At 69.3% G+C, this 22,895-nt stretch carries 23 protein-coding genes; 18 read left to right on the forward strand and 5 right to left on the reverse strand.

Translation table 11 applies throughout. The annotated features are described in order from the left end of the window. Positions 1–19 precede the first annotated feature (19 nt). Together msrA and msrB are read right to left on the reverse strand one after the other, a co-directional pair. Complete coding sequence (gene msrA / locus AC1DB1_RS09405) at positions 20–535, reverse strand: peptide-methionine (S)-S-oxide reductase MsrA (RefSeq protein WP_271177920.1); 516 nt, start codon at positions 533–535, stop codon at positions 20–22. Continuing rightward, positions 532–993: a peptide-methionine (R)-S-oxide reductase MsrB gene (gene msrB, locus AC1DB1_RS09410; protein WP_271177919.1), complete on the reverse strand. Its 462-nt coding sequence runs from the start codon at positions 991–993 to the stop codon at positions 532–534. The genes msrA and msrB overlap by 4 nt, the downstream gene beginning before the upstream one ends. Positions 994–1,237: 244 nt before the next feature. On the opposite strand from msrB, the gene AC1DB1_RS09415 reads away from it, so the two are divergent. Beyond that, positions 1,238–1,963 (forward strand): alpha/beta fold hydrolase, encoded by a 726-nt coding sequence (locus AC1DB1_RS09415; protein ID WP_271177918.1) that lies wholly within the window; start codon positions 1,238–1,240, stop codon positions 1,961–1,963. Positions 1,964–1,994: 31 nt separating this feature from the next. Here the strand turns inward: AC1DB1_RS09415 and AC1DB1_RS09420 are convergent, their stop codons facing one another. Then, positions 1,995–3,200 (reverse strand): mechanosensitive ion channel family protein, encoded by a 1,206-nt coding sequence (locus AC1DB1_RS09420; RefSeq protein WP_271177917.1) that lies wholly within the window; start codon positions 3,198–3,200, stop codon positions 1,995–1,997. A gap of 103 nt (positions 3,201–3,303) precedes the next feature. Between AC1DB1_RS09420 and AC1DB1_RS09425 the strand changes: the two genes are divergently transcribed. The 8 genes from AC1DB1_RS09425 (at position 3,304) to AC1DB1_RS09460 (ending at position 11,996) form a co-directional block, all read left to right on the forward strand. Then, complete coding sequence (locus AC1DB1_RS09425) at positions 3,304–4,302, forward strand: SDR family oxidoreductase (protein WP_477200573.1); 999 nt, start codon at positions 3,304–3,306, stop codon at positions 4,300–4,302. Positions 4,303–4,490: 188 nt separating this feature from the next. Beyond that, positions 4,491–5,672, forward strand: a complete 1,182-nt coding sequence (locus AC1DB1_RS09430; RefSeq protein WP_477200574.1) for an ROK family transcriptional regulator — start codon at positions 4,491–4,493, stop codon at positions 5,670–5,672. Between the two features lie 126 nt (positions 5,673–5,798). After that, entirely contained in the window at positions 5,799–7,136 is a 1,338-nt protein-coding gene (locus AC1DB1_RS09435) for an ABC transporter substrate-binding protein (protein ID WP_477200575.1), read from the forward strand. A 2-nt stretch (positions 7,137–7,138) separates the two neighbouring features. Next, positions 7,139–8,119, forward strand: a complete 981-nt coding sequence (locus AC1DB1_RS09440; RefSeq protein WP_271177913.1) for a carbohydrate ABC transporter permease — start codon at positions 7,139–7,141, stop codon at positions 8,117–8,119. Then, complete coding sequence (locus AC1DB1_RS09445; RefSeq protein ID WP_477200576.1) at positions 8,116–9,021, forward strand: carbohydrate ABC transporter permease; 906 nt, start codon at positions 8,116–8,118, stop codon at positions 9,019–9,021. The genes AC1DB1_RS09440 and AC1DB1_RS09445 overlap by 4 nt, the downstream gene beginning before the upstream one ends. A 3-nt stretch (positions 9,022–9,024) precedes the next feature. Beyond that, positions 9,025–10,296, forward strand: a complete 1,272-nt coding sequence (locus tag AC1DB1_RS09450) for a 6-phospho-beta-glucosidase (RefSeq protein ID WP_271177911.1) — start codon at positions 9,025–9,027, stop codon at positions 10,294–10,296. Then, positions 10,284–11,291: an N-acetylglucosamine kinase gene (locus tag AC1DB1_RS09455; RefSeq protein WP_271177910.1), complete on the forward strand. Its 1,008-nt coding sequence runs from the start codon at positions 10,284–10,286 to the stop codon at positions 11,289–11,291. The genes AC1DB1_RS09450 and AC1DB1_RS09455 overlap by 13 nt, the downstream gene beginning before the upstream one ends. A 36-nt stretch (positions 11,292–11,327) precedes the next feature. Beyond that, positions 11,328–11,996 (forward strand): protein-L-isoaspartate(D-aspartate) O-methyltransferase, encoded by a 669-nt coding sequence (locus AC1DB1_RS09460; RefSeq protein WP_477200577.1) that lies wholly within the window; start codon positions 11,328–11,330, stop codon positions 11,994–11,996. 42 nt (positions 11,997–12,038) lie between these two features. On the opposite strand, the gene AC1DB1_RS09465 is transcribed toward AC1DB1_RS09460, so the two are convergent. Continuing rightward, positions 12,039–12,821, reverse strand: a complete 783-nt coding sequence (locus AC1DB1_RS09465; RefSeq protein WP_477200578.1) for a gamma-glutamyl-gamma-aminobutyrate hydrolase family protein — start codon at positions 12,819–12,821, stop codon at positions 12,039–12,041. 224 nt (positions 12,822–13,045) lie between these two features. Between AC1DB1_RS09465 and AC1DB1_RS09470 the strand changes: the two genes are divergently transcribed. The 8 genes from AC1DB1_RS09470 (at position 13,046) to AC1DB1_RS09505 (ending at position 21,155) form a co-directional block, all read left to right on the forward strand. After that, a complete protein-coding gene (locus AC1DB1_RS09470; RefSeq protein ID WP_477200579.1) occupies positions 13,046–15,061 on the forward strand; it encodes a TPM domain-containing protein in 2,016 nt (671 codons plus the stop codon). Between the two features lie 44 nt (positions 15,062–15,105). Next, on the forward strand, positions 15,106–15,882 hold the full coding sequence (locus tag AC1DB1_RS09475; RefSeq protein WP_271177906.1) for a PspA/IM30 family protein: 777 nt from the start codon (positions 15,106–15,108) through the stop codon (positions 15,880–15,882). A 61-nt stretch (positions 15,883–15,943) separates the two neighbouring features. Beyond that, complete coding sequence (locus AC1DB1_RS09480; RefSeq protein WP_477200580.1) at positions 15,944–16,633, forward strand: NADPH-dependent F420 reductase; 690 nt, start codon at positions 15,944–15,946, stop codon at positions 16,631–16,633. A 10-nt stretch (positions 16,634–16,643) separates the two neighbouring features. Then, on the forward strand, positions 16,644–17,567 hold the full coding sequence (locus AC1DB1_RS09485) for an arginase family protein (RefSeq protein ID WP_477200581.1): 924 nt from the start codon (positions 16,644–16,646) through the stop codon (positions 17,565–17,567). A 22-nt stretch (positions 17,568–17,589) separates the two neighbouring features. Further along, complete coding sequence (locus AC1DB1_RS09490) at positions 17,590–18,375, forward strand: crotonase/enoyl-CoA hydratase family protein (RefSeq protein ID WP_477200582.1); 786 nt, start codon at positions 17,590–17,592, stop codon at positions 18,373–18,375. Positions 18,376–18,469: 94 nt separating this feature from the next. After that, positions 18,470–19,918: a dihydrolipoyl dehydrogenase family protein gene (locus AC1DB1_RS09495; protein ID WP_477200583.1), complete on the forward strand. Its 1,449-nt coding sequence runs from the start codon at positions 18,470–18,472 to the stop codon at positions 19,916–19,918. Further along, positions 19,918–20,286, forward strand: coding sequence for a Fe-S oxidoreductase (locus tag AC1DB1_RS09500; protein WP_477200584.1), 369 nt, complete (start codon positions 19,918–19,920; stop codon positions 20,284–20,286). The genes AC1DB1_RS09495 and AC1DB1_RS09500 overlap by 1 nt, the downstream gene beginning before the upstream one ends. Then, entirely contained in the window at positions 20,283–21,155 is an 873-nt protein-coding gene (locus AC1DB1_RS09505) for an SDR family NAD(P)-dependent oxidoreductase (protein WP_477200585.1), read from the forward strand. The genes AC1DB1_RS09500 and AC1DB1_RS09505 overlap by 4 nt, the downstream gene beginning before the upstream one ends. A 95-nt stretch (positions 21,156–21,250) precedes the next feature. Here AC1DB1_RS09505 and AC1DB1_RS09510 read toward each other — a convergent pair whose 3' ends face one another. Then, positions 21,251–21,697, reverse strand: a complete 447-nt coding sequence (locus AC1DB1_RS09510; protein ID WP_477200586.1) for an SIP domain-containing protein — start codon at positions 21,695–21,697, stop codon at positions 21,251–21,253. Positions 21,698–21,804: 107 nt separating this feature from the next. On the opposite strand from AC1DB1_RS09510, the gene AC1DB1_RS09515 reads away from it, so the two are divergent. Continuing rightward, positions 21,805–22,872 (forward strand): ATP-dependent DNA ligase, encoded by a 1,068-nt coding sequence (locus AC1DB1_RS09515; protein WP_477200587.1) that lies wholly within the window; start codon positions 21,805–21,807, stop codon positions 22,870–22,872. Positions 22,873–22,895 lie beyond the last annotated feature (23 nt).

A 22,895-nucleotide genomic window follows, 5' to 3' on the forward strand; every position in this document is an offset into this window, starting at 1 on the left:
GGGTGCGTGCTGTCGGCGGTTAGCCGGCGACCTCTTCGCGCTTGGGCAGCTTCCAGCCCGGGCGCACGTAGTGGCACGTGTAACCCCACGGGATGCGCTCCAGGTAGTCCTGGTGCTCAGGCTCTGCCTCCCAGAACGGGCCGGCCGGCGACACCTCGGTGACGACCTTGCCCGGCCAGAGACCGGACGCGTCGACATCGGCGATGGTGTCCTCGGCGACGCGCTTCTGCTCGTCGTTCTCGTAGAAGATCGCCGAGCGGTAGCTGGTGCCCACGTCATTGCCCTGACGGTTCTTCGTCGAGGGGTCGTGGATCTGGAAGAAGAACTCCAGCAGGTCGCGGTATGAGATCTTCTCCGGGTCGAAGGTGATCTCGATCGCCTCGGCGTGGGTTCCGTGGTGGCGGTAGGTGGCATTCGCCACGTCGCCGCCGGTGTAGCCGACGCGGGTGTCGAGCACCCCAGGGCGCTTGCGGATCAGGTCCTCGACTCCCCAGAAACAGCCTCCGGCCAGAACGGCCTTCTCAGTGGTGGTCATCGGGTTGCCTCCTCGGCCTCGAAAAGCTGACGATACTCGCCGTACCCGTCCTTCTCCAGATCGGCGAGCGGGATGAAACGGAGCGCGGCCGAGTTGATGCAGTAGCGCAGGCCACCGGCCTCGGCGGGTCCGTCGTCGAACAGGTGGCCGAGATGGCTGTCGCCGTGGGCGGAGCGCACCTCGACGCGCGTCATCCCCCAGCTGCGGTCCTTCTTCTCGACGATGTTCGCCGGGTCGATCGGCACGGTGAAGCTCGGCCAGCCCGACCGGCTGTCGTACTTGTTCACGGACGCGAACAGGGGCTCGCCGGACACGATGTCCACGTAGATGCCCGCATCCTTGTTGTTCCAGAACTCGTTGCGGAAAGCCGGCTCCGTAGCCGCCTCCTGGGTGACCGCGTACTGCTCGGAGGTCAACCGCGAAACGGCCTCCTGGTCCTTGCGATAGTCCTGCGTCACTTCTCCTCCTCGGGGGATGTGAGCGCCGCTGGCTGCGACGCATTCACCGTATGAAACGCCGGCGTCCACCCTTAAGTTCCTCGCTCGTTCCCCACACTCAGCGAACCCACAGCAAGCGACCCGGATGCCGCGCCGGGCATCCACAGGAACTGTTCATCACCCGGCGCTGGCGCGGTTCGCGCGCGACGGAGTAGCTTTCGTTCGACGGCTGTCCGGCCTTCGCTCGACGAATGAAAGGAACCGCATGTCAGACAAACCCACCATCGTGCTCGTCCACGGAGCATGGGCCGACGGCTCGAGCTGGAACGCCGTGTCCACCGAGCTGCAGGCGCAGGGCTTCACCGTTCAGACCCCGCCGAACCTGTTGCGCGGCCTGACGGGCGACGCGGCGTACATCGCCTCGTATCTCGCCCAGCGCACGACAGGACCCGTCGTGCTCGTCGGCCACTCCTACGGCGGGGCCGTGATCAGCGGCGCCGGCACCAGCGGCGACGTGCGGGCACTGGTCTATGTCGACGCCTTCATCCCCGACGAGGGCGAGACGGTCTTCTCGATCCTCGGCGGATCCGGTTCGGCGCTCGACGTCCCCGATCCGACCACCGTGCTCGACATCGCCGGCTACCCCGGCGCCCCCGAGGGAGACGCCGAGGCGTTCCTCAAGCCGAACACCGTGCACACGGCCTTCGCGCAGGACCTCCCCGAGGCGGACCGAGAGCTGATCATCGCCAGCCAGCGACCGATCACCCTCTCGGCGAACACGACGCCGGCTGGTCCCGGCGCCTGGAAGAGCATCCCGAGCTGGGCCGTGATCGGGACGGACGACAAGACGATCCCGCCGGCGACGCAGCGGAGCATGGCGGAACGCGCCGGCGCGACCATTACCGAGGTCGACGCGTCACACGTGTCGATGGTGTCGCACCCGCAGGCCGCGGTCGACGCGATCCTCGCCGCAGTCGCCTCCCTGGGCTGACCGCCCTCCCAGGATGCGGGCGGCCCCGCCGTTACGGCAGGTCGCCCGCATCCGCCGGTTCGTCGGCGTCGTCGTCGCGCACGATCGGGATGGACTCGGTGAACTGCGCCGCGCGCTGCTCGCCGTCGGGTGTGCCGCTGAACAGCCTGGCGTCGTCCTGGTTGCGAGCGCGCGCCGGCGGCGAGACGGGGGCCGGGGTCTCGACCATCTCGACGCGCGTGCGGGGCAGCGAGGTCGCGCTGTAGCGCTGCATCCAGTCGATGAGCCGCTCCCGCACGAGGCAGCGCAGGTCGAACAGCGTCGGCGCATCGCGAGCGGTGACCAGGATGCGCACCCGCACGAACCCGGCAACGGCATCCGTCACCTGCAGCACACCCGTGCGGCCGTCCCACAGGTCCGTGCTCGCGAGCACCCGGTTCAACTCGCTGCGCATGCCTCCCGGCGAGACGCGCCAGTCCAGGTCGAATTCGACGGAGCCGAGCAGCTCACTGTGCTGGCGGGTCCAGTTCTCGAAGGGTTTGGTCGTGAAGTAGTTCGACGGGAGCACCAGCCGGCGGTCGTCCCAGATGTGGACCACCACGTAGGTGAGGGTGATCTCCTCGATGGTCCCCCACTGCTGCTCGACGACCACGACGTCATCGATGCGGATGGCGTCGCTGAAGGCGAGCTGCAGTCCCGCGAACAGGTTCGACAGGCTCGACTGCGCCGCGACACCGGCGATGATCCCGATCACCCCCGCCGACGCCAGGATGCTCGCACCCGCCGCCTGCAACGCCGGGAAGGTCAGGAGGATCGCCCCCAGCCCGATCACGACGGCGGCGACGACGGTGAGCCGCCGCACGATCAGCACCTGCGTGCGCACCCGGCGCGCGTACCTGTTGTCGGGCACGTCGAGCCGGTACCTCGAGAGTCCGAGGTCTTCGACGAACACGGCGAGCGCGGCGGCGAACCAGACGCCGAAGGCGATCGCGAAGATGAGGAACGTGTGCTGGATCGCATCGCGCCAGCCGGCGGAAACGTCTCGAGGAAGGCTGATCGTCACGGCGATCCACAGCACGACGACCAGCAGGAGGCAGCGGAACGGGATGCGGGCGCGCTTGATCAGCAGTTGCGCCCACGCCCGACGGCGGGCGGTCGCGCGCAGGATCACGCTCGCGACGGCGGTGATGACGACGGCGGCCAGGATCGCGATCACGCACGCGATCGCCAAGCCCGGCCAGGAACGGAGGTCGAACACGGTGTGGGGACTCCTTCGGGTCTGTCCCGAGGAGTGTACGCGCTGTGCGGCGACCCTCCGCGGTCGGTACGCTGAGACGCGGCGGACGAGCGAAGGAGCGAGCATGGCAGCGACACGGACACTCTTCATCGGAGGTACGGGGGTCATCAGCTCCGCGTGCGTCGTGCAGGCACTGGAGGCCGGTCACGACGTCACGGTGGTGAACCGGGGCTCGTCGTCGACCCGACCGCTTCCGGAGGGCGTCGAGGTGCTGCACGCCGACATCCGCGATCCGCAGAGTGTCCATGCCGTGCTCGGAGAGCGCAGCTTCGATGTGGCCGCCGAGTTCCTCGCGTTCACTCCCGACCACATCCGCACCGACTTCGATCTCTTCGAGGGCCGCGTCGGACAGTTCGTCTTCATCAGCTCGGCCTCGGCGTATCAGACGCCGCCCACCCGGCTTCCCGTCACGGAGTCGACTCCCCTCCGGAACCCGTTCTGGCAGTACTCCCGCGACAAGATCGCCTGCGAGGACCTGCTGATCGAGGCCTACCGCGAGCGCGGCTTCCCGGTGACCATCGTCCGTCCGTCGCACACCTACGACCGCACGATGATCCCCACGAGCGGCGGGTGGACCGATCTCGACCGGATGCGCCGCGGAGCGCCCGTCATCGTCCACGGCGACGGCTCCAGCCTGTGGACCATCACGCACAACACCGACTTCGCGGTCGCCTTCGTCGGCCTGCTCGGGCGTCCGGAGGCTGTGGGCGAGTCGTTCCACATCACCTCCGACGAGGCGCCGACCTGGGACCAGATCTACCGTTACCTCGCCGAGGGGCTCGGGGTCGAAGCCGACCTCGTGCATGTCTCCTCCGAGTCGATCGCGGCCGTCGTGCCCGAGCTCGGCCCCGGCCTGATCGGGGACAAGGCGAACTCGATGGTGTTCGACAACGCCAAGGTGAAGACGCTGGTCCCGCAGTTCCAGGCGCGCATCCCGTTCGCCCACGGAGCGGGCGAGATCGTGGACTGGTACCTCGCGGACCCGTCGCGGCAGCACGTCGACCGCGACCTGGACGCCGCGTTCGACCACCTGGCCGACCGCGCCCGCTCATTCGGCGCCTGAGGCGCCATCGTCCGTCTCCGTTGAAGGGCGGCTGACGCATCCATCGACCGGCGTGTCGGATGCGTCAGCCGCCCTTCAACGTCTGCCGGCGGGGTCGGGACGGGGCTGGGCGAAACAAAGGCTTTACTATTAAGAAACTTTCCTGATACATTCAGGCGCAACGATCGTTCCAACGAAGGGATGGCCAGATGGCGCCTCAGCCGGTACCAGGAACACCCTCCTGGCTGCGTGAGACCAACGACCGCACGGCCCTCTCACTGCTGCTGGAGCACGGCGTCCTGACGCGCAGCCGCATCGGCGAGCTCAGCGGCCTCTCCAAGCCGACCGCCGCCCAGATGGTCTCCCGGCTCGAGACCGCCGGTCTCATCCACGCCGTCGGCGAGGTCTCCGGCGGCCGCGGACCCAACGCGGCCAGCTACGCGGTCCGCACCGACCGGATGCTCGGCGTCGCCGTCGACATCGACTATCACGAGATGCGCTCCACCGTCGTCGACGCGAGCGGGCACGAGCATCCCATCGCCACGACGCCACTGGCCCGCGCCGCCCGCGACCGCTCCCCCGAGACCGACATGCGCGCCGCGATCGACGCCGCCTGCGAGGTCGCGGGCATCGCCAGTGCGACGGTCTCCGCCGTCAGCATCGGCGTGCAGGGAGCTCTCGACCCGCGCACCGACGAACTGAGCTTCATCGAGACCCTCCCCGGCTGGCCGAAAAAGGGCATCCGCAAGCACCTCGAAGACGTGCTCGGCATCTCCGTGCACCTCGACAACGACGTGAATCTCGCGGCGATCGCCGAACGCACCGACGGCGCCGGGCGCGACACCGCCGGCTTCGCGCTGCTCTGGATGGGCGACGGCCTCGGCCTGTCCGTGGATCAGGGCGGCTCGGTGCACCGAGGGGCGTCCGGTGGCGCCGGCGAGATCGGGTACCTCCCCATCCCCCGCAATGCCTCCGAGCTCGACCCCGACGCAAACGATCTGCAAGACCTGATCGGCGGCCCGACCGTCGCCAAGCTCGCCAGGGGGCTCGGTGTGCGCGGCCGCACCTTCTCGGCCGTCATCGACGCCGTCGCCACCTCGCCCCACCGTGACGAGCTCCTCGCCGTACTCGCCCCGCGGATCGCGGTGGGCGTCATCCCGGTGCTCGCCCTGCTCGACCCGGAGCTGGTCGTGCTCGGAGGGCCCACCGGACGAGCCGGAGGCACCCGCCTCGCCGAGCTCGTCGGCAAGCACGTGCGCCGGGCCTGGGGCTCGGCCACCGTCGTCGCGACCGGCGTCGCCGAGCATCCGGTACTCCGCGGCGCACGCGAACATCTGCTCACGGAGGTGCGCACCGCGCTCTTCGCCGAAGTGTCCAGGATCTCCGCCTAGCGGGCCTGAGGCCGTTCCACCGGCTCCATCGCACGACCCGTCCCAACAGAACGACCAGTCAGAACGACCACAACAGAACCCGATCACCCACAGCAATCACGAAACGGAATCAGTGAGGAACCAACCGTGAAACATCGTCCACGTCACATCATCGCCGCCGTCGCGATCAGCGCGGCCGCGGCCCTGACCCTCGCCGGATGCTCCGGCGGAGGCAGCAGCAGCGGCTTCGACTCGACCAGCCCCAAGGAGCTGTCGGGAAGCGTGTCGTTCTGGCACTTCTTCTCCGATCGCGAGGCCAAGGTCATCCAGTCGGTCGTCGACGACTTCGAGAAGAAGAACCCCAAGGTGAAGGTCACCGTGCACGCCGGCCAGGACGACGAGAAGCTGCAGAAGGCGATCGCCACCGGCAGCAAGGTCGACGTCGGCCTCTCGTACTCGACCGACATCGTCGGCAACTTCTGCTCGAACGGCGCCTTCCGCAACCTCAACACCGTCATCAAGCGCGACGGCGTCGACATGAGCCAGTTCTCGCCCACCGTGAAGTCGTACACCGAGTTCAAGGGTGTGCGGTGCGCGATGCCGATGCTCGCCGACGTCTACGGGCTGTACTACAACAAGGACCTGCTCAGCGCCGCCGGCTACAGCGCCGCGCCCAAGACCCTCTCCGAGCTCGAGGCGATGGCGACCAAGCTGACCACGTACAACGCGGACGGCTCGATCAAGACCCTCGGCTTCAACCCGACCATGGGCTGGTACGAGAACGCGGCCGCGCACTACGGCCCCGCAGCCGGTGCCGACTGGCTGAAGGCCGACGGCACCAGCGCGATCAGCTCCAGCCCCGGCTGGACCGAGCTGATGACCTGGCAGAAGGCGTTCGTGGACAAGATCGGCTGGGACAAGCTGAACAAGTTCACCTCGGGCCTCGGCCAGGAGTTCTCGGCCGACAACGCCTTCCAGAAGGGCAAGGTCGCCATGAACATGGACGGCGAGTACCGCACCGCGTTCATCGCCGACCAGGCGAAGGACCTGAACTACGGCACCGCTCCGTTCCCGACGGCCGACGACCACACCGAGCTGTACGGCGGCGGCTACATGACCGGCAACATCATCGGCATCTCGAAGGGCTCGAAGAACCCGGAGCTCGCGTGGGCACTCCTGAAGTACCTCACGACCGACACGGATGCCGTGGTCAAGCTCGCCAACGGCCTGAAGAACGTGCCGACCACGTCCGACGCGCTCAACTCGCCGAAGCTCGAGGTCTCCGACCAGTACAAGACGTTCCTCGACGTCGCGGCGGACAAGAACGTCGCCACCACGCCGGCCAGCCCGCTCGGCGCCGGCTACCAGCAGTCGTTCCAGGACTACTGGAACAAGTACCAGAGCCAGGGCGGCGACCTGCAGGCCGGCCTGAAGAGTGTCGACAAGCAGATCGACGACGCGCTCGCACTGACCACCGGTCCGTGACGATGACGTCGACTGCACTGCGCGAGGGGCGGGCGGCCACCGCCGTCCGTCCCTCGCGGGCCCGCACCAAGCGGAACCTCGTGACGCTGGCGCTGCTCGCGCCGGCCCTGCTGGGACTCGTGATCTTCTTCGTGTACCCGCTCGTGGCATCCGTGTACTACTCGTTCACCCGGTTCGATCTCGTCTCCGCTCCCCAATGGATCGGGCTGCGCAACTACCAGTACCTGTTCACGCAGGACCCGAACGTGTGGGAGGCGACCCTCAACACGCTGTGGTTCGTGGTGATCTGGGTGCCGGTGAAGGTGGCGTTCGCCCTGCTGATCGCCGGCCTGCTGGCCCGCGCGCGGCGCGCATCCGGATTCTGGCGCACGGTGTTCTACCTGCCCGCCCTGGTGCCACCGGTCGCGAGCGTCGTCGCCTTCGTCTTCCTGTTCAACCCGGGCACCGGACCGGTCAACCAGATCCTCAAGGTCTTCGGCATCCAGGGCCCGCTGTGGTTCAACGACCCGGCCTGGTCGAAGCCGTCGCTCGTGCTCCTCGGCGTGTGGGTGATGGGCGACATCATGATCATCTTCCTGGCCGCGCTCCTCGACGTCTCGAAGGAGCAGTACGAAGCCGCGTCGCTCGACGGCGCCAACGGGCTGCAGAAGGTGCGCTACGTCACGCTGCCGAGCATCGCCCCCGTGCTGCTGTTCTCCGTCGTGACCGGCGTGATCGCGGCCATCCAGTACTTCACCGAGGCGGCCGTCGCCTCCGGCGTCGCCAGCGGCAAGGCGGTGATCGGCGAGGGCATCAGCAACAACCTCGGCTACCCCGACGGCTCGCTGCTCACCTACACGCAATGGCTCTACGTGCGCGGCTTCGGCACGTACCAGCTCGGCTACGCCTCCGCGCTGGCCGTGCTGCTCTTCGTGGTCGCCGCCGTGATCCTCATCCTCTTGCTGCGCCGCTTCAAGGCGTTCACCCCGGAAGGCGCCCTATGACCTCCGCAACCCTGACCCCGCCGAAGGCGACGCCGTCGTCGCAACGACAGCGCCGGATGCCCACCCCGAAGTCGCTCCGTGTGCGGCGCGCGCTGGCCTGGATCGCTGAGCACGTCGTGCTCGTCGTGCTGGCCGTGCTGTTCATCGCTCCAATCGTCTTCGTGTTCCTCACGTCGCTGATGTCGAGCGACCAGACCCTGACGGCCTCGCTCTGGCCCCAGCCGTTCGAGTGGAGCAACTACGCGACGGTCTTCACCACCGTGCCGTTGCTTCAGTGGTTCGGGAACTCGGCCATCTACGCCGTGCTCGCCACGCTGTTCATGCTGATCTCGAGCGTGCCGGCCGCCTACGCGCTGGCGAAGATCAAGTTCCGCGGCTCGAACGTGCTGTTCACCGTGATCATCATCGCGATGCTGCTGCCGCCGCAGGTGACGGCCATCCCGATCTACGTGATGTGGTCGCAGCTGAATCTGACCGGCACCCTGTGGCCGCTGATCCTGCCAAACCTGCTCGGCGACGCGTTCTCGATCTTCTTGCTGCGCCAGTTCTTCCTGACCATCCCGAGCGAGTACGCCGACGCGGCGCGCATCGACGGCAACGGCGAGTTCGGCGTGCTGTGGCGCGTCGTGCTCCCGATGGCCAAGCCCGGCATCGCGGCGACCGCGATCTTCATGTTCTTCAACTCGTGGAACGACTACTACGGCCCGCTGCTGTACACCTCGGAGAACCCGGACAACTGGCCGGTGGCCTACGGTCTCGCGTCGTTCCGCGGTGTGCACGGCACCGACTGGGGGCTCACGATGACGATGACGATCCTCGTCACCGTGCCCGTGGTCCTGATCTTCTTCTTCGCCCAACGCGTGTTCGTCGAGGGCATCACTCTGACCGGCGTGAAGGGATAGTACGTGAAACTCGCTGTCGTCGGGGGTGGGTCCACCTACACCCCCGAACTCATCGACGGATTCGCGCGCATGCGCGACATCCTGCCCATCGAGGAGCTGTGGCTCGTCGACACCGACCCCGACCGGCTGCGGCTGGTCGGGGGCATGAGCGAGCGGATGTTCCGGGCCGCCGGCCACACCGGCCGCATCGTGCCGACCAGCGACCTCGTCGCCGGGGTGTCGGACGCCGACGCCGTGCTCATCCAGTTGCGCGTCGGCGGCCAGGCCGCCCGTCACGGGGACGAGACCTTCCCGCACGAGTGCGGCTGCATCGGCCAGGAGACCACCGGCCCCGGCGGCTTCGCCAAGGCCCTGCGCACCGTGCCGGTCGTCCTCCGCGTCGCCGAGACCGTGCGAGCGCACGCCAAGCCGGATGCCTGGATCGTCGACTTCACGAACCCGGTCGGCATCGTCACGCGCGCCCTCCTGCAGGAGGGCCACCGCGCGGTCGGCCTCTGCAACGTCGCCATCGGCTTCCAGCGCCGGTTCGCCAACCTGCTCGGTGTCGACCACACGGCGATCACCCTCGGCCATGTCGGTCTCAACCACCTCACCTGGGAACGCGCGGCGTTCGTGACGGATGCGAACGGCACGCACGACGCGCTGCCCGCACTCATCGACACGCACCTGGGCGAGCTCGCCGAGGAGATCGAGCTTCCCGCCTCGCTCATCACGATGCTCGGCAACGTGCCGTCCTACTACCTGCGGTACTACTACGCGCACGACGAGGTGCTGCGCGAGCAGCTCGGCTCCCCCACCAGGGCCGAAGCGGTGCAGGAGGTCGAGCGCGCACTGCTCGAGCTCTACGCCGATCCGAGCGTCGACACCAAGCCCGATGCCCTCGCCAAGCGCGGCGGCGCGTTCTACTCCGAGGCGGCGGTCGATCTGATCGCCTCCCTGCGCAGCGACCGGCGCGATACCCAGGTGGTGAACCTCCGCAACAACGGCTCGCTCCCCTTCCTGCCCGACGACCATGTGATCGAGGTGCCCGCGATCGTCGGCGCCTCCGGTGTCGAGGCGCTTCCGATCGATCCGCTTCCCGACGACATCCGTGGCCTGATCTCGCACGTCGCCGGCTACGAGCGGCTCGCGCTGGATGCGGCTGTGCATGGCGGCCGGGAGCGCGTGGTGCGCGCGATGATGGCCCACCCGCTCGTCGGCCAGTACGACCGGGCGGAGAAGCTGACCGACCTGCTGATCGCGGGCAACCGGGATCACCTGGCATGGGCGCAGTGAGCGGCTCGGCACCGGGCATCGTGATCGCGGTCGACGGCGGCGGTTCGAAGACCGACGCCGTCGCGCTCGATCTCGACGGCACGGTGCTGGCGAGCGCCCGCGGCACGACCTCGAGCCCGCACATCATCGGGATGGGCGCCGCCGCCGACCTGGTGGACGAGCTCATCGCGAGCCTCGTGCAGCAGACCGGCGACCGGCCGATCGTGCAGACGAACATCTACCTCTCCGGTCTCGACCTGCCGGCCGAGCTGGCGGCGTTCGGCGAGCACATCGCCGGGCTGCCCTGGGCGGGCGCCGTCGTCGACAATGACCTGTTCGCGCTACTGCGGGCCGGCACCAGCGAACCGGATGCGGTGGCGGTGGTGTGCGGTACGGGCATCAACTGCGTCGGGGTGCGGTCCGACGGCGCCGTGGTGCGCTATCCGTCGCTGGGGATGTCGTCGGGCGACTGGGGCGGCGGCTGGCACCTCGGCGAGCAGGCTCTGTGGCACGCGGCACGCGCCGTGGACGGCCGCGGTCCGTCGACCGCACTCGTCCAAGCCATCCCGGCCGTCTACGGCCTGGAGAGCGTGCAGGACGTGATCGAGGCGCTGCACTTCGAGCGCATCCCCAACTCCGATCTCGCGTTGATCAGCCCGGCGGTCTTCGACGCGGCCCGCGCCGGCGACGGCGTCGCCATCGGTCTCGTCGATCGGCAGGCCGAGGAGATCGTGGTGTTCGCCGTCACGACGCTGCGGCGCCTTGGGCTGCTGGATCGCCCCACCCCGGTGGTGCTGGGCGGCGGTGTGATCGGCGCACGGGATGCCCGGCTCATGCAGGCGATCGAAGAGGGCCTGGCCGACCGGGCCCCGCTGGCGCACATCGAACTGGTGACGGCGGCGCCGATCCTGGGGGCAGGGCTGCTCGCGCTCGAAGCGGCCGGCGCCGACGCCGACGCGCTCGAACGGGCGCGCGGCGAACTGGGCGCACGCCAGGCGGCTCTCCCGGTCGGCTGACCTGCAGACGGGAGCCTCCCCCAGGGTGTTCACTGGATGCGGGAGGCCATCACGAAGACCGATCACGACGCGGAGCGCAGGCGGATGGTCGAGCAGCAGCTCGCCTACCGCGGGATCGAGGACGCCCGCGTTCTCGAGGCGATGGGCCGCGTGCCGCGACACCTGTTCGTGGACCCGGCGTTCGCCCGCTACGCCTACGAGGACCATCCCCTGCCGATCGGCGACGGGCAGACGATCTCCCAGCCGTACATCGTCGCGCTGATGCTGGAGGCGGCGCGGATCGGTCCTGACGACGTCGTGCTCGACATCGGGACCGGGTCCGGCTACGCGGCGGCCGTGACCGCAGAGCTCGCCGCGCGCGTGGTGAGCGTCGAACGGCATCCGTCGCTCGCAGCGTCTGCGGAGCGCACGCTCGACGCACTGGGTTACGACGTGAAGGTGGTCACGGGCGACGGTTCGCTCGGCTGGCCGGAGGACGCCCCGTACGACGTGATCATCGCCGCGGCGACCGGGCCCGGCGTTCCGGACGCGTGGCTGGCGCAGCTGGCCGAGGGGGCCCGCGTCGTGATGCCGGTCGGCCGGGCCGGTGGCGCCCAGCACCTGTCGTCGTTCGAGCGCGCCGCCGACGGTACGCTGACCGAGGTCGATCTGGGCGGGGTCTCATTCGTGCCGCTGGTGGGCGAGCAGGCCTGGCCGGGGAAGTAAGCGCGAGACGCTTCGGCGACGAAGCCCCTCGGTGACCGGGCCCTAGGCGGCGACGGCCTCGCGGGATGACGCACGAGCCGGCGATGCCTCACCGAGAGCGGCACGGTCGAGCGACGAGAGCAGCGCGCCCAGTTGTCCCTCCGGCGCGCCCGGGTCCTCCGGGTGCCACTGGACTCCGAGCACCGGCGCCGACTCGTGCTCGATCGCCTCGACATGCCCGTCGGTGGCGCGGCCGGTGACGACCAGCCCCGACCCGACGACGTCGACCGCCTGGTGGTGAGCGCTCTGCACTGCGACGGTGTGGCTCTCCAGCAGACCGGCGACCAGGCTGCCGGTGGCCAGGCGCACGGCGTGCGTCGCCATGATGTCCCGGATGGGCACGCCGCTGTTCTTGTGCTCGCCGGTGTCGTCGAGGTGCTGAACCAGCGTGCCGCCGAGAGCGACGTTGATGATCTGCAATCCGCGGCAGATGCCGAGGAGCGGCGTTCCGAGTTCGAGCGCGCGGTGCACGAGTGCGATCTGGGCGCGATCGGCCGCGGGGAGATGACGGCTCTCGCCTTCGTAGCCGCCGGCGGCGCCATAGAGCCCGGGAGTGATGTCCTCACCGCCCATGATCAGGATGGCCTCCGCCGACTCCGTGCGCGCGAGCAGCGCATCCTCGCCTTGATCGGCGGCGACGCGCGTGACGGTCCAGCCCTGACGCTCGGCTTCGACGATGGCCGACTCCACGAGGATCTGCACGTACGCGTGGTACTCGGGGTCGTGCCCGCGGAAGCGGGTGGCCTCGACCACGGCGAGGGAGCGCACCGGGCGTCGGATGCTCATGCGGTGCTCCTCTCATGGCGATGTATCGGCTGGCGATGATTCGGCGTCCCACAATTCTGAAGGGCGGCCCCGAACCGCGCATCCCGGGCGTAACAGGGTGAAACAGTCGACGGAGCCGTGCGCCGCCGCCACAGCGATCACCCGGCCACCCGGGCGCTCTGGCGCGCCCGATCGGGCCCCGAATAGACTCGCAGCAGGGGCACCCGACTCGAGAGAGTGAGTAGATGCGTTTACGAGGGGTACTGGGCGGAGTCCTGCTCGCGCTGGGGCTGGTCGTGGGAACAGCGACGATGGCGAGCGCACAAGACCCGGTCGACCTCGGCAGCGGACACGTCGTCGACCAGGCGGGTGTGCTCGACGCCGGCCAGACGAGCACCGTGGAGAACGCGGCCAAGAAGCTCTACTCCGACCACCGCGTCGACCTCTACGTCGTCTACGTCGACCGCTTCACCAACCCGACGGATGCCGCGGACTGGGCGAACCAGACGGCAGCGAACAACAATCTCGGCCCGTCCGACTATCTGCTCGCCGTCGCGACGGACGGCCGCGCCTATTACCTCTCGGGGGATTCGGCCGGTCCGGTCACCGACGACCAGCTGGACCAGATCGAGCGCAACGATATCGAGCCGAAGCTCAAGGCGGGTGACTGGTCGGGGGCGGCGGTCGCGGCGGCCGACGGGCTGGGCGACGCGGTCGGCGGGAGCGCCGGCGGGAGCGGTGTCGTCTGGTTCATCGTGATCGCCGTCGTGGTCATCGGACTGATCGTCTTCTTCGTGCTGCGCAGGCGGTCCGCCGCGAAGAAGGCGCGTTCGGCGCCGGGCGGCCCGGCAGTGCCCCAGAACGAGCTTCAGACCATGCCCATCGCCGACCTCGTGCGACGGGCCGGGTCGGCGCTGGTGCAGACCGACGACGCGGTGCGCACGAGCGAAGAGGAACTCGGTTTCGCCACGGCGCAGTATGGAGCGGACGCGGTGGTGCCGTTCCAGGCGGCGCTCGACGCCGCCAAGGCGCAGTTGCGCGACGCGTTCACGCTCAAGCAGAAGCTCGACGATGCCGAGCAGGACACTGAACAGCAGACGCGCGATTGGAACATCCAGATCGTGCAGCTCTGCGCGGCGGCCAACGACGCGCTCGACAATCAGGCCGACGCGTTCGACGAACTGCGCGCGCTCGAGAAGCGCATCCCGCAGGCGACCGCCGAGGTGCAGGCCGCCGCGACTGCGGTGCAGAGCCGCATCGCCCAGTCGAACGCCGGCTACGCGGCGCTCTCCGAGCGCTACACCGAGGCGTCGATCACCACTATCCACGACAACATCGCGCAGGCGACCGATCGGCTGGCCTTCGTGACCACCGCACTGGCGGCTGCGGCGCAGAAGAGCACGGCCGGCGACACCAGCGCCGCCGCCATCGGCGTGCGCGCGGCGGAAGAGTCGGTCGACCAGGCCAAGCTCCTTCTCGACGCGGTCGACCGGCTCGGAGCCGACCTCGCCGCGGCGCAGCAGACCATCGACGGCACGATCGCCGAGCTGGAGAGCGATCTCGCCGAGGCCCGCAGCCTCGCCGCGGCGGGAGATGCCGACGGGACGATCTCGGCCGCGGTCGCCGGAACCGAGCAGACCGTCGCCGACGTGAACAGCAAGCTCGCGGCCGGCAGGATCAATCCCCTGGAGATCGCCAAGCGCCTCGAAGCGGCTAATCAGAACATCGACGCCGTGCTCGGCGGCGTGCGGGATGCCCGGCAGCAGGCGCAGCGCGCGCAGGCGTCGCTGCAGCAGACGCTGCTCGACGCCAAGAGCCGGGTCTCGGCGTGCGAGGACTTCATCACGGCACGGCGCGGCGCGGTCGGCGCCGCGGCGCGCACCCGCCTCGCGGAGGCCGGCCGGCTGCTCGTGCAGGCCGAGGCGACCGCGATCACCGATCCGGTCACGGCGCTCGGTCAGGCGCAGCGCGCCGCCCAGCTGGCCGACGCGGCGACCCAGCTCGCGCAGCAGGACGTCGGCGGTTTCCAGCCGGGCACCGGCGGCCTCGGCGGGATGTTCGGCGGCGGCTCCGGAGGCGGAGGCAACGGCGCGATGGGGGCGATCCTCGGCGGCATCCTGATCAATTCGGTGCTGAGCGGGGGCGGCGGTGGTGGCCGTGGCGGCGGACGCAGCGGTAGCCGCGGCGGCGGAGGCGGGTTCAGCCCGGGAAGCTTCGGCGGGGGCGGCACACGCTCCCGTCGCGGAGGTGGCAGGTTCTAGGTCCCGTCCGGGATCGACGGCTCAAGCGAAAGGAAAGCAACACCATGGCAAAGCAGTCCATTTTCGGGCGCATCTCGCAGCTGATGAAGGCGAACGTCAACGCCCTCATCGACCAGGCGGAGGACCCGGAGAAGATGCTGGACCAGATGGTCCGCGATTTCACGAACAACATCGCCGACGCCGAGAGCGCGATCGCGGAGACGATCGGCAACCTCCGGATGCTCGAAGACGATCACAAAGAGGACGTCGAGGCGGCGGCCGAATGGGGCCAGAAGGCGCTGGCCGCCAGCAAGCAGGCCGACAGCTACCGGTCGGGCGGAGACTCGGCCAACGCGGACAAGTTCGACAACCTCGCCAAGGTCGCGCTGCAGCGACAGATCGCGTCGGAGAACGAGGCCAAGGCGGCGGAGCCGCAGATCGCCTCGCAGACCGAGGTCGTCGACAAGCTCAAGTCGGGCCTGAACGGCATGAAGGGCAAGCTCGAGCAGCTCAAGAGCAAGCGGAGCGAGCTGATCGCCCGCGCGAAGAGCGCACAGGCCCAGCAGCAGGTGATGGATGCGGTGAAGAGCGTCGACATCCTCGACCCGACCAGCGAGGTCGGTCGCTTCGAAGACAAGATCAAGCGCGAAGAGGCCAAGGTGCGCGGCGCCTCCGAGCTCGCCGCCTCGAGTCTCGACGCCCAGTTCAACCAGCTGGACGACCTCGGGGAGATGACGGAGGTCGAGGCGCGCCTCGCCGCGCTCAAGACCGGCGGCGCGCCGGCGCAGCCTGCGGTCACCGCTGAGGCGACGCCGTCCGCTCCGTACACGCCAGGGCAGTGACGATGGCGCGGGATGCGCGCGAGCCGCGCATCCCGCCGCCTTCTCACGAACACGCCGTGTCGTGCGGAACACGAAGGACCATGCAGGAGTTGGAGAACGTATGACAACATTGGCGCTCGTCGGAGCGGGACACATCGGAAGTCAGATCGCGCGCCTGGGCGTCGCCAGAGGGTACGACGTCGTGGTGAGCAACTCGCGCGGACCGGAGACGCTCGGAGAGCTGGTCGCCGAGCTGGGGCCGTCGGCACGAGCGGCCACCGTCGAGGAGGCAGCACGCGCCGGTGACATCGTGGTCGTCACCATCCCGTTCAGGAGCATCGAGTCCCTCCCGGCCGACGCCTTCGCCGGAAAGGTCGTGGTCGACACGAACAACTACTACCCGCAGCGCGACGGCCACGTGGCGGAGCTCGACGACGAGTCGACCACCGTGTCCGAGCTGCTGCAGCGGCACCTTCCGGATGCGCACGTCGTCAAGGCGTTCAACCACATCTACTCGTCCGCGATCGTCACCGACGCCCTCCCGTCCGGCGATCCCGAGCGTCGCGCTCTGGCCATCGCGGGTGACGATGCAGAAGCCAAGGCCGCCGTGACCGCGCTGCTCGACGACTTCGGCTTCGACGCCGTCGATCTCGGTCCGCTCTCCGAGGGCTGGCGCGTGCAGCGCGAAACCCCGGCATACGGCCCGCGGCTCACCGCCCCGGAGCTGCGCCGAGCCGCCGCGGACGCCAAGCGCTACCGGGACATGCGATGAAGGCTCGCGCATGAGCGCGGCGTCCTTCCTCGTCGTGCCGCAGTGGCAGGGGTCCGGATCCTCCCGCGCGATGCGGCTGATCGACGGAGCCGAGGCCATCCGGGGCGATCTTCCCGTCGCGGCGACGACGGTCGTGAGCGTTCCCGCCGCCGCCGGAGAGTCCCTCGACACCGGCGTGCACCGCTTCTCGGCGCTCGCGACGATCCGAGATGCCGCAGCCGCCGAGCTGATGCTCCTGGAGTCGCCGGTGGTGACCATCGGCGGTGACTGCGCAGCCGACCTCGCCAGCGTGCAGCACGTGGTCGCGTCGCGCGAGCCGGGAAGCGTCGCCCTGGTCTGGTTCGACGCCCACGGCGACCTGAACGACGTGGGCTCATCGCCGTCGAGCGCATTCCACGGCATGGTCGTGCGTGCCCTGCTCGGTGACGCTCCCGACGGTCTCGCCTCCGAGGGCGCGTCGCTCCTCTCCCCCGAGGCTCTGGTGCTCGCCGGAACCCGCGCGCTCGACGACGGCGAGAGCGCCTACATCGCCGAGCACGGCATCCGGATGCTCGCACCGGACTCGCTCGCCGAGCCGCGTGATCTGGTCGCTGCCGTGGAGTCGACGGGCGCTACGGCCGTCTACCTGCACATCGACCTCGATGTGCTCGACCCGGCCTCGATCGACGGGATCGGCTATCCCGAGCCGTTCGGCGTGACACCGGAACAGCTGACCGAGGCGATCCGCGCTCTGCGTGCGCGCTTCGAGCTCGCCGGGGCCGCGATCACCGAATTCGCACCGGAGTCACCCGAGCAAGCGTCGCACGATCTTCCGGTGATCCTGCGCATCCTGGGGGCCCTGACCGGGCGCCTTCCGGCGAGCGGACCGTCCTCCCCACCGGGAGCCGGCCGACACCTCTCCACCGATCAGCAGGCCGTCGGTGACGCCCCCTGACGCCCGGGGTAGCTTGGGAGCCATGACCGAACCCAAGATCATCACCGAGCGCCGCGGGCACATCCTGCTCATCGGCTTCAACCGCCCCGACAAGCGCAATGCGGCCGACTTCGAGATGCTCAACGCGCTCGCCGCTGCCTACGGCGAGTTGGAGCGCGATCCCGAACTGCGGGTCGGTCTCGTCCACGCGGTCGGCGACCACTTCACCGCGGGCCTCGACCTCGCCGATCTCGGCCCGCGCATCGGGGCCGACGGTCTGTCGTTCACGAGCGAGGGCGGCATCAACCCGTGGCAGGTGTCGGGCGAGCAGCTCACGAAGCCCGTTGTCATCGCTGTGCAGGGCACCTGCCTCACTCTCGGCATCGAGCTCGTGCTGGCGAGCGACGTAGCGGTCGCCGCCCGCTCCACGAGGTTCGGGCAGCTCGAAGTCGCCAGGGGCATTCTGCCGTTCGGCGGAGCGACCCTGCGCTTCCCCCGGGCGGTCGGGTGGGGCAACGCCATGCGCTGGATCCTCACGGGAGACCTGTTCGACGCCGCTGAAGCCCACCGCATCGGCCTGGTGCAGGAGGTCGTCGACGACGGTGAGCAGTTCGATCGCGCGCTGGCCATCGCCGAGCGGATCGCCGCCCAGGCGCCCCTGGCCGTGCAGGCTGCGCTCGCCAACGCCAAGCGTGCCGTGCGCGACGGCGACGCCGCGGCGGAGGGCGAGCTCCAGCCTGCGCTGGTGCGCCTTCTCCAGAGCGAAGATGCAGCGATCGGCATGCAGGCGTTCCTGACGCGCAGCGAGGCGCAGTTCGTCGGACGCTAGGCGTCCTCTCCGAGCTACCCCGACTTTTCGCGGGGGATGGAATCCGAACCCTCCCCGCGCTTCGAACATCACACGATCAACAACGAGGAGTTCCATGGCAACCACCCAGTACGACGTCATCGTGATCGGCGCAGGAGCGGTCGGCGAGAACGTCGCCGACCGTGCCGTGCAGGGCGGGATGAGCACGGTCATCGTCGAGTCCGAGCTCGTCGGCGGGGAGTGCTCGTACTGGGCGTGCATGCCGTCGAAGGCACTGCTGCGCAGCGGTGCGCTGCTGCGCGCCGCACAGCGCGTCGGAGGCGTCGCGGAGGCGATCACCGGGCCGCTCGACGTGCGGGCCGTCCTCGATCGACGCGACCGCGTCACCAGCCATTGGAAGGACGACGGGCAGGTGAAGTGGCTCGAGGGCGCCGGCATCGACCTGGTTCGCGGCCACGCGGTGATCACCGCCCCACGCGAGGTGACGGTCACGGCGGCCGACGGCACGGTGACCGTGCTCACGGCCCGCCATGCCGTCGCCGTCAGCACCGGATCGGCGGCGCTGCTCCCCGACATCCCTGGCCTGCGCGAGAGCGAGCCGTGGACGAGCAAAGACGCGACCAGCGCCCAGACGGTGCCGGCGTCGCTCGCCATCCTCGGCGGTGGTGTGGTGGCGGTCGAGATGGCCACGGCGTATGCCGGATTCGGCACGCGTGTGGAACTGATCGCGCGCAGCAGTCTGCTGCGCGCGAACGAGCCGTTCGCCGGCGAGCTGGTCGGCGACGCGCTGCGCGCACTGGGTGTCACGGTGCATCTCGACAGCGAGCCGAGCTCCGTGGAGCGCACAGATGACGACGGGTTCCGCATCCAGCTGAGCGGCGGTGGCACGATCGAGGCCGACGAGCTGCTCGTGGCGGTCGGACGCGTTCCGAACACGATCGATCTCGGGCTCGAGGCGTTCGGACTCGAAGCGGGAGCCTGGCTCGACGTCGACGACACCATGCGCGTGCTCGGAGCCGACGGTGAGCCGGTGGACGGCGGCTGGCTCTACGGGGTGGGCGATGTGAACCACCGCGCTCTGCTCACGCATCAGGGCAAGTACCAGGCGCGCGCTGCCGGTGATGCGATCGCAGCACGCGGCAACGGCTCGCCGGTCCGCCTGGAGCCGTGGGGCACGTACGTGGCGACGGCCGACCACACGGCCGTTCCGCAGGTGACGTTCACCGATCCGGAGGTCGCGTCCGTCGGGCTCACCGCTGCGGGAGCACGGGAGGCCGGCTACCGCATCCGGGTCGTCGACTATCCCATCAGCAGTGTCGCCGGCGCGACCATCGCGTCCGACGACTACACCGGGCAGGCACGGATGGTCGTCGACGAGGACCGCCAGGTGATCCTGGGCGTGACCTTCGTCGGACAGGACGTGGGTGAACTGCTGCACTCGGCGACGATCGCCGTGGTCGCGGAGGTGCCGCTCGACCGGCTCTGGCACGCGGTGCCGTCGTACCCGACGCTCAGCGAGGTCTGGCTCCGCCTCCTCGAGACCTACGGACGCCCGGAGGAGTGATGGTGCGCGCAGTGCAGCGGCTGCTGTTCGATTCGCCGATCAGCTGGCTCGGCTACCTCTACGCCACGGCGGTCGGCCTCGTCTGGGGATTCGTCTGGAGCACGGGCCGCGTCGAGCGGCGCAACGGGCTCTTCGTCTTCCGTGGCATGCCGCTGCGCACGTTCGGGCGCGGTGGCTCGTGCGTCGGCGGGTGCTACCTCACGGCCCAGAACGTCACCGACGAGGTGCTGGAGCACGAGGCCGTCCACAAACGGCAGTGGCAGCACTACGGGATGCTCTTCCCGTTCCTCTACCTGCTGGCGGGGCGCGATCCCCTCCGCAACCGATTCGAGGTCGAAGCCGGTCTCGAGAAAGGCGGCTACCTGTGAGCGAGACCACGCCACACGATGGTGGACAACGCACGATCATCCTCACCGGGGCGAGTTCGGGAATCGGGGTGGTCGCGGCGGGCAAGCTCGTGGAGCAGGGCAACCAGGTGGCCGTCGTCGGGCGCAACCCGGAGCGCACCCGCGCTGTCGCGGAGCGCATCGGAGCGACCCCGTTCCTGGCCGACTTCGAGAGGCTCGACGACGTGCACGCGCTGGCGGAGGCGGTGACGGCGCGGTACGAGCGGATCGACGTGCTCGCCAACAACGCGGGCGGGCTCAACGCGGCCAGAGAAGTCACGGTCGACGGGCACGAGCGCACGATCCAGACCAACCATCTGGCGCCGTTCCTGTTGACGAACCTGCTGCTCCCCCGGCTGCGGGAGACCGCTGCCCAGGGTCACCCCGTGCGTGTGGTCTCGACGGCGAGCCTCGCCAACCTCTTCGGTCACGTGCGGCTCGACGATCTGGAATTCGAGCAGCGGCCGTGGCTCGGTGGCTGGCGCGCCTACGGTACGGCCAAGCTCGTGACGATCCTGTTCATCCGCGAGCTGGCCGAGCGCCTGACCGGCACCGGGATCGACGCCTATTCGTTCCACCCGGGCACGATCGCCACCAACTTCGGCCAGTCATCGCCGCTCATCCGGTTCGGCGGCGCCGTCACGCGCGGCGGCTACGGAATCCCGGTCGAGGAGGGGGCGGCACCGTTGATCATGCTGACGGCCGACGCGCCCGTCGGCGCCCCGAGCGGCACGTACTTCGATCGGCTGAAGGCGAACGGGAAGGTACGGCGACAGGCCGACGACGCTCAACTCGGCCGCGACCTCTGGACGCTCAGCGAACGACTGGTGGGCGTCGGCAGCGTGGTCTGACCGCTCGCCGGGGTGGACCCGCTGGACGGGGCCCGACAGAGGCGGATGCGTCAGAAGCAGATGTGTCAGAAGCGGATGCGTCAGAAGCGGATGCGTCAGAAGTGGATGGGGGCGATGACCGCGTCGGCGGACATGCCGACCTCGTCGAGCAGGTGCTCCTGAACCTCGGAGACGAGCTCGAAACCGCCCGTGACGATCGCGCGGGTCTCGCCGGCTCCGTCGCACAACATCTCCGCCGTCCACGCGCGCACGGCCCGCGTGGCGGCGACACCCTTCGCGCAGGGCTCCGACGTTCCCGGGCGACCACTGCGGCGCGCTCGGGGAAGCCAAGTGACCGTCATCCGCAGCGGCGTTGTGAGCACGGAGACGTCGTCGGGACTCTCGACCTCGACGAAGACGCGCCCGCGAGCGCAGAGCGGCAGGAGCGCCAGCTCCGCCTCGAGCTGGGGAAGGGACGACTCATCGCCGACGACGAGGAACTGCACACGGTCGTCGTGGTGGGCGGTGGTCGCGGTGTGCTTCGCGTGATCGGGTCGGTACATCTCGCTTTCGAGTATAGGCGAGCCTTACCTAACCCCCGATCCTCCGAGGGGATGCCCAGCGAGACGTCAGCCTTCCCTCACCCGACACCCTGGGGCATGATCGTGTCATGCTCCCAACGGCAGAGAACCCCGTCGCTCCGATGCTCGCCAAGGCGGTACCGCAGGTTCCGGCTCCCGAGTCCGTGGAGGGCGGGCTCAGTTACGAACCCAAGTGGGACGGGTTCCGTGCACTGATCTATGCGGACGGTGACGGCACGACCGTCGACACGGTGGAGATCGGAAGCCGCGGGTCGAAGATGCTCACCCGCTACTTCCCCGAACTCGTCGACGCGTTCCAGCGGCTCCTGCCAGGACCGTGCGTGCTCGACGGCGAGATCGTGGTGCCGACCGGGCCCGCGGGAAAGCAGCGACTGGACTGGGAGGCGTTGTCGCAGCGCATCCACCCGGCCGCCAGTCGTGTGAAACTGCTCGCGGAGCAGACCCCCGCGACGTTCGTGGCCTTCGATCTGCTCGCCATCGGGGGCGAATCCCTGCTCGAGCACTCCTTCGGTGAACGCCGGGCGCGGCTCGAGGAATTCGCCGGCGCCTTGCCCGCCCCCATCGAGCTGACCCGCACCACCACCGACGTCGAACTCGCCCGGAAATGGCTGGTGGAGTTCGAAGGGGCAGGACTCGACGGCGTCGTGGCCAAACCGCTCGCATCGCCGTACGCCCCCAACAAGCGCACGATGCTCAAGATCAAACACCACCGCACAGCGGACGTCGTCGCGCTCGGCTACCGAGTGCACACGAGCGGCCGGGGCGTCGGCTCGCTGCTGGTCGGCCTCTACGACGACGACGGCGAACTCAGGAACGTCGGCGGTGTCTCCGCCTTCAGCGACGCGCGCCGGCTCGAGCTGGTCGACGAGCTCGCGCCTCTGGTCGAGCTCGACGATTCCGGAGACGCGGTGAAGGGCGCGACCGAACGCAGCCGCTTCTCCTCCGGAAAAGACGTGACGTTCATCCGGCTGCGCCCGGAGCGCGTGCTCGAGGTCCGCTACGACCAGATGGAGGGCATGCGCTTTCGTCACACCGCGCAGTTCGAGCGGTGGCGCCCCGACCGCGAAGCCCGCTCATGCACGTTCGAGCAGCTCGACCGCCCCATCGCCTACGACCTGGCCGACGTCCTGCGCTGACGCGGGCTTGCGGCCACTCCGAC

It is taken from the genome of Leifsonia sp. 10N434, assembly GCF_056394405.1.